The 11,203-nt window shown below is 29.0% G+C and carries 8 protein-coding genes; 1 reads left to right on the plus strand and 7 read right to left on the minus strand.

The window, feature by feature from the left end:
* Positions 1-175 precede the first annotated feature (175 nt).
* From B3W71_RS05590 to B3W71_RS05615, 6 genes are all read right to left on the minus strand, one after another.
* Positions 176-1,276, minus strand: a complete 1,101-nt coding sequence (locus tag B3W71_RS05590; protein WP_346887955.1) for a Gfo/Idh/MocA family oxidoreductase — start codon at positions 1,274-1,276, stop codon at positions 176-178.
* Positions 1,263-2,408 (minus strand): glycosyltransferase family 4 protein, encoded by a 1,146-nt coding sequence (locus tag B3W71_RS05595; RefSeq protein WP_346887956.1) that lies wholly within the window; start codon positions 2,406-2,408, stop codon positions 1,263-1,265. The genes B3W71_RS05590 and B3W71_RS05595 overlap by 14 nt, the downstream gene beginning before the upstream one ends.
* Positions 2,409-2,432: 24 nt before the next feature.
* A complete protein-coding gene (locus tag B3W71_RS05600; protein WP_346887957.1) occupies positions 2,433-3,632 on the minus strand; it encodes a glycosyltransferase in 1,200 nt (399 codons plus the stop codon).
* 75 nt (positions 3,633-3,707) lie between these two features.
* Positions 3,708-5,024, minus strand: coding sequence for a nucleotide sugar dehydrogenase (locus tag B3W71_RS05605; protein WP_346887958.1), 1,317 nt, complete (start codon positions 5,022-5,024; stop codon positions 3,708-3,710).
* Between the two features lie 51 nt (positions 5,025-5,075).
* A complete protein-coding gene (locus B3W71_RS05610) occupies positions 5,076-6,917 on the minus strand; it encodes a nucleoside-diphosphate sugar epimerase/dehydratase (protein WP_346887959.1) in 1,842 nt (613 codons plus the stop codon).
* A 202-nt stretch (positions 6,918-7,119) separates the two neighbouring features.
* Positions 7,120-8,181 carry a capsular biosynthesis protein gene (locus tag B3W71_RS05615; RefSeq protein ID WP_346887960.1) on the minus strand — a complete coding sequence of 354 codons (1,062 nt, stop codon included), beginning with the start codon at positions 8,179-8,181 and terminating at the stop codon, positions 7,120-7,122.
* A gap of 384 nt (positions 8,182-8,565) precedes the next feature.
* Here B3W71_RS05615 and B3W71_RS05620 point away from each other — a divergent pair, with 384 nt between their 5' ends.
* A complete protein-coding gene (locus tag B3W71_RS05620; protein WP_346887961.1) occupies positions 8,566-10,056 on the plus strand; it encodes an aminotransferase class I/II-fold pyridoxal phosphate-dependent enzyme in 1,491 nt (496 codons plus the stop codon).
* Positions 10,057-10,124: 68 nt separating this feature from the next.
* Here the strand turns inward: B3W71_RS05620 and B3W71_RS05625 are convergent, their stop codons facing one another.
* The gene (locus B3W71_RS05625) at positions 10,125-10,985 is read right to left on the minus strand and encodes a hypothetical protein (protein ID WP_346887962.1); all 861 of its coding nucleotides are present in this window, start codon (positions 10,983-10,985) and stop codon (positions 10,125-10,127) included.
* Between the last annotated feature and the right edge of the window lie 218 nt (positions 10,986-11,203).

Below are 11,203 nucleotides of genomic sequence, written 5' to 3' on the forward strand. Positions count from 1 at the left end.
ATAATTATATACTAATAATTATATTTTCTACAACTAATTTAAAATGTTATTATTAGCTAACCTTATATGTGGCAAATTTAATCCAAGTAAACCAGTTATTGTTCCACTCAAGCTTCTTCCCATAAGAAATGGAAAACAATTAGGGAATAAATCAAAATGTTAAGTTAACCCTCACTTACTTATTTTTCATTTCCTTCATATCCATAGTAGAGAACTTTTCTAGCGGAAATTTAATAGGCATTCCTGTTGCTGTAGACTTATATGCAGCTAATATTATTTCCAATGGTTTTTTAGCTTCTTCTCCACTTACAAGTGGCTCTCTATTGTCTATAATAGAGTCTACTACATCTTTGAATAATAAAGTGTGTCCAAATCCATAAACGCTGTCCGGATCATCTTCTTGAGCCGCTAAAACTTCATCTTCACTTTCTTCTGAACCTTCAATTCTCCAAGTTTCAATTTTATTTACTGCAAGACCACCTATACAAACTGCCGCCGTTTCTCCAAAAATACTTAAGGTTTCTTCCAAATTCTTAGGATATACACAAGCACTACCTTCTATTATTCCTACAGCACCATTTTTAAATCTTATTACTATAGCACCAAAATCTTCTGCTTCAATATCTCTAAGGAATGTATCACATTGAGCGTATACTGTATCAACTTCTGAACACATCATCCATTGCAGTAAATCTATATTATGAATACATTGATTCATTAATGTTCCACCATCAAGTTCGTAAGTTCCTCTCCAAGGTGCTTGCTCATAATACCCCATATTTCTATTCCAAAGTATTCTAGCTGTACCATTAACCATCTTTCCAAATCTATTTGCTTCTATTTCTTTCCTTAACTTTTGAATAGCAGCATTAAATCTATTTTGATGTGATACACATAGCTTAACATTATTTTTCTTAGCACAAGCTATCATTTCATCAGCATCTTTAATTGATAATGCCATTGGTTTCTCAACTATAACATGCTTACCTTTATTCATACAGTTTATCGCAATTTCAGGATGATAACCGCTTTCAGTTGCTATATAAACTATATCTACATTTTCTTTCTCTAACATCTCGTTATAATCTTTATATATATTTACTGTTGCATTCTTACCCAACTTTTCAATATATTCGTCTTTTTTTGCAATTGCCTTTTCTTCAATAGGATCACAAGTTGCCACTAGTTGTAAGGTTTCTTTATTATTTATTATTGCTTCTATTCCCTTATATGATATCCTTCCACATCCAATAACAGCTACATTAAAATTTTTCATTATCAATTCCTCCTAAAAATTTATATATACTTAGCAATTTCTTTTCTTCTTGTTTCCAATTAAATTCTTCTGATATAGCTTTTATACCATTTTGACCCATTTTCTGCATAAGCATATCATCTTCTAAAAGTTGTGCTATGCTTTGCGCTATTTCATTTTCATCTAAAGGATTAATTATCAGCCCTGAATTGTATGATGTTAAATATTTCTTTATAGGAGGCATATAACTTCCTATAACAGGAATTCCACAACTCATATATTCAAATTGTTTTGTAGGAATATTTTTGAAATACTTAGGCTCAGGTAATAGTGGAACAAGTCCTATTTTAGATTTGTACATATATTCTCTTACCGTATCATGATCTACTCTTCCAGCAAATGTAATGTTTTCCTCCAAATTATTTTCATTAATATACTTCATTAATATATCTTCACATTTAGCATATCCAAATGGCCCTACAAATATCATTTTAATGTTATGATACTTTTCATCATTTTTTAAAATCTTAATTGCTTTTAATATTTGTAATGCTCCTCTTTCTATGGTTATCCCACCTTGATATATAATATCATACTCTTTATCTATATCACATCTTTTCATAGGATTAAATTGAGTATAATTATGTATAGCCTGTACATTCTTGCATTTATAGTCAAATCTTTCTTTAACAGCTTCATCAGCTGTAATTATAAAATCAAACTTTTTTGATATAAAAAGTTCGCTTTTGTCTGCCATAAATGTTGCTAATGGTTTTATTAGATCTGGTACCTTCTTTGACATCCTAACCATATCGGGGTAATGTTCATGCACATCATAAACTATTTTTGAATTAGGCAATTTTCTCTTTATCTTTAATGCTCTATATATAACTTCAAAATCATGAAAATGATATATATCTGCTCTTTCTTCTATGGCTTTTTTAATTATCAAATCCAAAATAAGAAATCTGCCTTTTAACCCTTTTGGTTGAGGTATGCCTTTTATCTTTATTCCAGAAACCATATCAAATTCTTTATCATAAGGACCTATTATAGTAATATCATTACATATTTTTTTAAGAGACTTTGCTTGCTTATAGAATACTCTTGAATCAAAAGGACTATGACCCGTGGTTAGTATACATATTTTCATCCTATATATTCCACCTCATCTCTTCTACTTACATACCTCTAAATATTGCTCTTTTAGACTTATAGCACTTTTTTTCCAAGTATATTTAGTGATAATTTTATCTTTTGCTAATAATTCCATATTAAATCTTGAGTCATCATTATTTATTACATATTCCATCTTAACTGCTAAATCATCTACATCTTTTGGATTTACCAGTATTCCGTCTACCATATTCTCAATTACATCCTCTATGCCTTGCCCTTTGCAACCAATAGCTACTTTACCTTGAGCCATTGCTTCAATATATACTACACCAAATCCTTCCTTGTAACTTGGAAGAATGAAGAAGTAGCATTCCTTCATATATTGCATTAATTCTTTGTGAGGTAGTTTACCTTTAAAAATCACCTTATGTTCAATACCCTTGTTTCTCGCAAGTTCTACTAGGTTCTCTCTTTCTTGTCCTTGTCCAATAATTACTAATACTAAATCTTCATGTTGTTTGTGAATCCTAGCAAAAGCCTCTATTGCATAGTTAATCCCTTTAGTTTGTATAAGGTTTCCTGCTGTCAAAATATATCTTTTATTCTTAAACTCTTCTCTTATTTGATCATTTTTTTCAACTAAAATATCTTTTTCATCAACTCCATTAGGAATTACAACATAGTTTTCTCCTAAATCGGAATATTTCATAGCATCTTTTTTCAATTTATTACTTACAAAAATAGATTTATATGAAGTATCTAAAACTTCCATCACCCTTTTTTTGCATTCTTCACTAAAGTTAACTGTATAGTTCATATCTTGACCATGAATAGTTACAAACAAAGGTTTATTATAAGATTCATTTAACAACATAGCTCCATATCCATCTGGTAGAGCTACATGAGCATGAATTATATCAAATTTAAAGTCCTTATATATATTTCTTACTGTCTTTTTAATTCCTTTATAAACTTTATGCCCTTCTGATTTAAAATCTATATTTCTAGGTAAGAATATAGCTCTAGGATAATATACTTCTATACCATCTAAAATAGCTTTTCGAGGTATATCATAATACTTCTTATACTTAGTTGAAAATAAAGTGAATATAAAAGGTGTGTATGGTACTGGTGATACAACCTTCACATTTATATCTGGAAACTCTTCTCTCATTGATTTGACCTGTTTATGAACAAATATGCCATTATTTTCATTAAAACTATTAGGATACATATGTGATATTATCAATACATTCATAAGTACTTCTCCTCATAGCTTTTAGATACAGCACTAGGAGTGTGTTCTTGTGCTGTATCTAAAAATATTAATTGATTAAAGTTTATTTATTTTATCTCTATTATTCTTAACATTTTTTGTAGCATTTCTTGTATCATACAGAAGTTTAGCTCTATCTACCATTAATTCGTAATCATAGCAGCTATGATCTGTAGTGATAATAACTATATCTGCATTCTCGATTTCTTTTTCCCAATCTAAAGATACATATTCAACGCCTTTATGTTTAAAAGATGGTATATATGGATCATTAATCATTATATCTGCTCCATTTTTCTCTAATATCTCAAGAACCTTTAAGGTTGGAGACTCTCTCATATCATCTATATCTTTCTTATATGCAGCTCCCATAACAAGTACTTTAGCACCATTTAATGCCTTTTTATGTCCATTTAAAAGCTTCATAACATTCTCAACTACAAATTCTGGCATAGAATCATTAATTATGCCTGAAGTCTCTATAAGTTTTGTATGATAATCATACTCTTTGGCCTTCCACTCTAAATAGAATGGATCTAGTGGTATACAGTGACCACCTAAACCTGGACCTGGATAAAACGGCATAAATCCATAAGGTTTAGTCTTTGCTGCTTCAATTACTTCCCAAACATCAATGCCCATTCTCTTACATAATATTGCCATTTCATTTGCTAGAGCTATATTTATATTTCTAAAGGTGTTTTCAAGAATTTTTTCCATTTCAGCTATTGCTGGTGAAGACACCTCCATAATTTCTCCATCAAGTACACTTCTGTATAAAGTCCCTGCAACTTCAGTACAATCAGGTGTACATCCACCAACAACCTTAGGAGTATTTTTAGTGTTATATTCCTTATTACCCGGATCTACTCTTTCAGGAGAAAATGCTAAGAAGAAATCTTCTCCACATTTTAGTCCATTTGCTTCAAGAATTGGTTTTAGAACTTCATCAGTTGTTCCAGGATAAGTTGTACTCTCAAGAACTACAAGCATTCCTCTTTTTAAATACTTAGCTACATCCTTTGTTGAATTTATCACATAAGACAAGTCTGGCTGCTTATAAAGATCAAGAGGTGTTGGTACCGCTATACATACTGTATCTACTTCTCCTATAAAACTAAAATCAGTAGTTGCTTTCAACTTTCCTGATTTAACAAACTCAGCTAAATCATTGTCTACTATATCACCTATATAATTTTCTCCATTATTCACCATGGCAACTTTTTTATCTTGAACATCAAATCCTATAACTTCATACCCAGCCTTAGCTTTTTCTACAGCAAGAGGAAGTCCTACATATCCAAGCCCTACTACACCTAGTTTAGCTGTTCTATTTTTTAGTTTTAATAATAATTCTTCCTTTAATTGACTCATACTTGTTCCTCCCATAGGTAATTTATTACATTACATACTTTGTTACATATCTTAATCTTTTTTTCTTTTATATGTTGGAACTTTTTCTTCAAGCAATCTTATTATTTCCTCTTTAGTCATATTATCTACATTTCTAAACCCTTTTATAGACTCCTCAATAAATTCTATAGTAGCATCTTTAGGTTTTTCAACAAAAATCTTATTATGCTCTGTAGACGTAAGGGCTACTTCGTCCATTAAAAGCTCTTCATATAGCTTTTCTCCTGGTCTTAATCCTACATACTCTATTTTAATATCTACATCAGGTTTATATCCTGATAAGGTTATTAAATCTCTTGCTAAGTCAGCCATTTTAACTGGTTTACCCATATCTAATACAAATATCTCTCCACCTTCTGCAAGGCCTCCAGCTTGAATAACCAGTTGAGCAGCCTCAGGAATAGTCATAAAGAACCTTGTTATTTCTGGATGAGTTACAGTTACTGGTCCTCCCTTTTCTATTTGCTTCTTAAATAAAGGAATTACTGAACCATTACTTCCAAGAACATTACCAAATCTAACAGCTACATAATCAGTTTTACTAACTTCATTAAAAGCTTGAATTATAAGCTCACAAAATCTTTTAGTAGCTCCCATTACATTGGTTGGATTTACCGCTTTATCTGTACTAATTAAAACAAACTTCTTAACATTATATTTATCACAGCATTTAGCAACATTATAGGTTCCTAAAATGTTGTTTTTAACTGCATCACCCACATTTCCTTCCATTAAAGGTACATGCTTATGGGCAGCTGCATGAAATACAACTTCTGGTCTATGCTCATTAAATATTTGATCTATTCTAACCATATCTCTTACAGATGCAATAATAACTTGTTTATTTATTTCTGGATAATTTCTGTTAAATTCCATCTCTAAATCATAAGCGTTATTCTCATAAATATCTAGAATTATTATTTTCTTAGGTGAAAATTTAGCTATCTGCCTAATAATTTCAGATCCAATACTTCCACCACCACCAGTAACTAATATGGTCTTATTTTTTATATATCTGTCTATATGCTCTGATTTTAACTTTATTGATTCTCTTCCTAATAAGTCATCTATATTTATATCTCTCATATGATTTACATTTATATTGTTATCAATAATTTTATATATACCAGGCATAATTTTAATATTTTTTGTTACTTGTTTACATATGTCTAAAATTTCTTTTTTAGTGTTTTTATCTACTGATGGCATTGCAAGCATTATCTCATCAACCTTATTTTGCTTACAGAAAGATATAATCTTATTTCTATCTCCTACTACCTTTACTCCATGAATTCTCTTACCTATTTTGTTTATATTGTCATCAATTAATCCAACAATTTTGTAATTCAAGTTACTATTATTTTTTATCTCTTTAATAAGTATAGCTCCAGCATCACCAGCACCTATAATTAATAAATTCTTTCTCTTATTAAGTTGCCCTTTATCTTGGCCATTATTCTCCATGATTCTATATAGAAATCTAACTCCTCCCAAACTTATTACGCTCAATAACCAAAAGATAATATGAACCGTAATTGGGAATCTAAAAAATACACTATTTAGCATTGTATGGCTTATAAAGTATCCATAGATTATAAACACAATATTAGAAGCCGTCATGGAATATACTATAGATAATAACTCCTCTACAGATGCATACTTCCAAATATTGCTATACAATTTAAATATCATATTAAATACAATGGTAAATACTACAACCGGAATTATTGACAATAAGAAAAACTCCCAGTAATCAGGTTCAATCCTAAAATCAAACTTCAGTAATAAAGCTAAATATAAACTTATTACGACAAGAATTACATCTAATACTATAATTTTATTTTCCTTTTTCATAATTTCACTTCCTAAATCAATTATGGTAATCAAATAAGTCAATATCTTTAAAATGTAAATTTCAAAAGTTTATCACAGTTATTATACTGTTTTTTACATATAAACACAATTCTATTTAAAGTTATTCATAAAATATTATCTAATTATTTATACTAATTATGATGTATTTTTACATTTTATAAAGTAATTTTATATTATTTGATTATCCTAATGCTTTTTCGAGTTCTCTAACAATTTCATCTTCAGGATTTAATTTCTTAGCTATATTTAAATGTATTTTCGCCTGATTAAAATCCTTAATATTTATATAGCACATTATTAAATTAGTGCATACTTCTATAGACTTAGTAACCTCAAAAACCTTTCTTAAATACTTAATAGCAGTTTCAAAGTCATTCAAACAAGCATAATTTATTCCTAATTCATTAAATACTTGAACGTAATTGCTATCTACAGATAAAGCTTCATTTAAATAGTATATAGCTTTTTCATGGTTTTGTAAAACTCTATAAGAAACTGCTATATAATAAAATATTTCAGCACTATCACCTAGCACATCTATCAATGGCAATAGTATTTCTAGAGCTTTCTTTGGTTCATCATATACAAGCTCCCTACCTTTGTCAAAAGAATTAATTATCTCTAAGTTTTCTTTAAGTTCCTCTACCTCCTCAGTGATGTTGCCTCCCAAGGATATATACTGTTTAATATTTAAATCAGCTTTTTCGAAATTCTTGTCCTCGTAATTTACTAAACCTTCATAATAATACGGCTGTGGATAATCCTTAATCTCTTTTCCAAGTTCAATAAGTTTAATAAGTTCCTCTTTAAATATGCTATTAATTTTTCTCATTCCATCTACTAATATAAAAGCTTTATTTAGATTATCTTTAGTAATTTCAATTTCCAATAATCCTTTTAATAGTATATATCCATCTTCATACTTTTTATTTTTAATGCTTTCAAATATCTTTCCTTTTATATGATTAACACTATTAGGAATAGATTTAATTATTTCCTTATATACATGATTAAACTTAAAGTTTTTGTCTGCGCCTAGTGCATAAAACATTCCTTCTATAAAAAAATTAACTGGAATATTAGCTAAATCATCCCCTTCTTTAGCTTTGGAAACTATTTTATCTGAATTAACAGGCAAATATACATTTTCCTTAAATGTATATTCGTTTATTTTACTACCTTTTTTTATTTCAAGAAATAACATTTTCTCAAGCTTTTCTAAAAAATAATTTTCATTACTCATTAATGCACCTTCTTAACTCTTTATATTTTTAATTTATTCCACTTACCTATATTACCATCTAATTAATTTTTAATCATCTTTTTTTTGCACAAAGTAATATTTCTTAATTTTTTTATATTTTTTATAGCACAATTTATATAGATCTATAAACTTATATTATATTATACATTTATAATACCAATAGTTGATATAATAATTAAAACCTTATAAATATTTAATTATAAACTAAAATTTTATTGCATTGCTACTAATATTATTCTATAATGAATTTGTTTTATAATCTTATAAATATTATATTTGATATAAAATTTATTATAGAGAATTTCTATAATTCTATTGTTTGATATCTATATACTTTATATAAATTAGAAAGAGGGTATGGAATTGTATAAGTTAAACCAAAATGAAACCCCATTATTTGATGCTTTAATGGAATATGTGAATAGAGACACTCTTCCATTCCATGTTCCTGGGCATAAAAAAGGTGTTGGAGTAGATACAGATTTTAAAAACTTTATGGGCGAAAATCCATTTAAGATTGACGTTACAGTTTTTAAACTAGTAGATAGTTATCACCACCCAACAGGTCCTATAAAAAAAGCTCAAGAACTAGCTGCCGATGCCTATGGCTCAGATGCATGCTTTTTCTCTGTTCATGGTACATCTGGAGCTATTCAAGCAATGATTCTTTCTGTAGTAGGTGCTGGGGATAAAATAATCATCCCTAGAAATGTGCATAAATCTATTACTGGTGGAATTATTTTAGCTGGTGCTATTCCTGTGTATATGCAACCTGAATTAGATAAAAAGATTGGAATTGCAAATGGAGTTACACCTGAAACTGTAAGAGCTACATTAGAAGCTAATAAAGATGCTAAAGCTGTTCTTATAATTAATCCAACCTACTATGGTGTATCTACAGACATTCAGCAAATTGCTGATATTGTTCATGAATATGATATTCCTTTAATAGTAGATGAAGCACATGGACCACATTTAAATTTTAATAAAAAGCTACCTATGTCTGCCATGGAAGCTGGTGCGGATATTTGTGCTCAAAGTACTCATAAAATTATTGGTGCTTTAACTCAAGGATCACTACTTCAAGTTAACTCTAAAAGAGTTAGTATTCCAAGGGTAAAACAGGTTTTAAACTTAATGCATACCACTTCTCCTTCTTATATTCTAATGGCTTCATTAGATACTGCTAGAAGACAAATCGCGCTACATGGAGAAGAATTACTAGATAAAACTATAGAACTTTCTAATTATGTTAGAGCTGAGGTTAATAAGATTCCTGGTTTCTACTGTTTTGGTGAAGAAATTCTTGGAGTTCCTGGTGCTTATGCCTTTGATCCAACTAAAATCACTATAACCTGTAGAGACTTAGGTATAACTGGCTATGATTTAGATATGATTTTATCTAATAAATATCATATCCAAATGGAACTTTCAGATTTATACAATATTCTTATAGTAGGCTCCTTTGGAGACACTGAGGAAGGTATGGAAAGACTTCTAAAAGTCTTAAGAGAAATTAGTGATGATTACTATGGAAAAGGTACTGCCAAGGCAGACTTTATAGATATACCTCCTATTCCAGAACAAATACAAATTCCTAACGAAGCCTTCAATAGTGTTAAAACTACTGTTAGAATTAAGAATAGTGTAGGTATGATTAGTGGAGAATTCCTAATGGCTTATCCTCCAGGTATACCAGTACTTTGCCCAGGAGAAAAGATTACTCAAGAAATTGTAGATTATGTACAACAACTTAAGGATACTGGCCTTTACGTTCAAGGTACAGAAGACCCAGAAGTTGAGTATATAAATGTAGTTAAAGATGAAGACGCTGTTTTCATTAATGTTGAGTAAATATACTAAGAAATATAACTATAAAAAGTATGAAGCTTTCGCTTCATACTTTTTATTATTCAATTAGCTTATTTATTTTTCTTATTTCTTAATTCCATCAATTTATATTCAGCATTTATCTTTCCTGAGTTCTCTATACTTTTCATATATTGTCCATAAGACATATTTATAATAGTTTCATAAGCTCTGATTAAACTTTCAAAATATCCCATCATATAATTTACCTTCATCAATGGATCAGTATAGTTAACATTAAATCTTATGGAATATTGTTTTCTTACTTTCTCCGCAGCTTTCTTTAGATAGTTATAACTTGATGCGCCCCTAGCTATCAGCTTTACCTTCTCATAATTACAGTTCATAACCTCCTTATAAGCTGGCATACATGTATCTATTATATTTTCATCAAAGTATTCCTGTTTTGACATGGCTTCTTCTACTATCTTAAGAAAAGCTTCTAGTTTTATGTTTGTATTAGCTCTAAGGTCTATTAATTTATTTAGTATATCTTTAACCTTCACAACTTCCTTATGCTCAATATCATATTTTTTATTTCTTTCTTCAATAATGTCAAAGCCTTTCATCATTAACTTAAAATCAACCTTATTTTTTTCTACTTCTTCATCATTTTGAAGTGCTCTAATAATACTATCCTTATCATCATTTAAAAATGCATCCATAAAGAAAAATATTCTTCCAAGCCTCATTATCGTTTTTTCATCTTCTACTACTTTGTTATTGGAGTCAATATATATATATCCTTTCTCCTTACGAAGAACCTTTGCAGCACCTTTTCTTTCAAAAATTACTTCTTTATATGTATTTCCTGCAAACAGTACTGGATCAGACACCTTGATATCTTCAAATGATTTGCTATATTTCTTTACAATCTTTATTTCTTCTGAATTAGGCTCTTTATATATTCCCATCAATTCTCCTCCTATAGTAATTTACTCATACACTGTTTGATTTAATAATTAATTTAATATTCACTTATTCGTATTAAATTAATGTTATAAATTTTTATTATAATATATTATATCAGAAAATAATGAAAATCCTATAAATTTATTGTATATAAAAAAGGCTTTCGCAAAAAAGCTAATCTAAATAAATATTGAATAAGTACTTATATTATTAACGCTCA

Origin of the sequence: Clostridium sp. UBA1056, assembly GCA_002316385.1 — a bacterium.
GTDB lineage: Bacteria > Bacillota > Clostridia > Clostridiales > Clostridiaceae > Clostridium_J.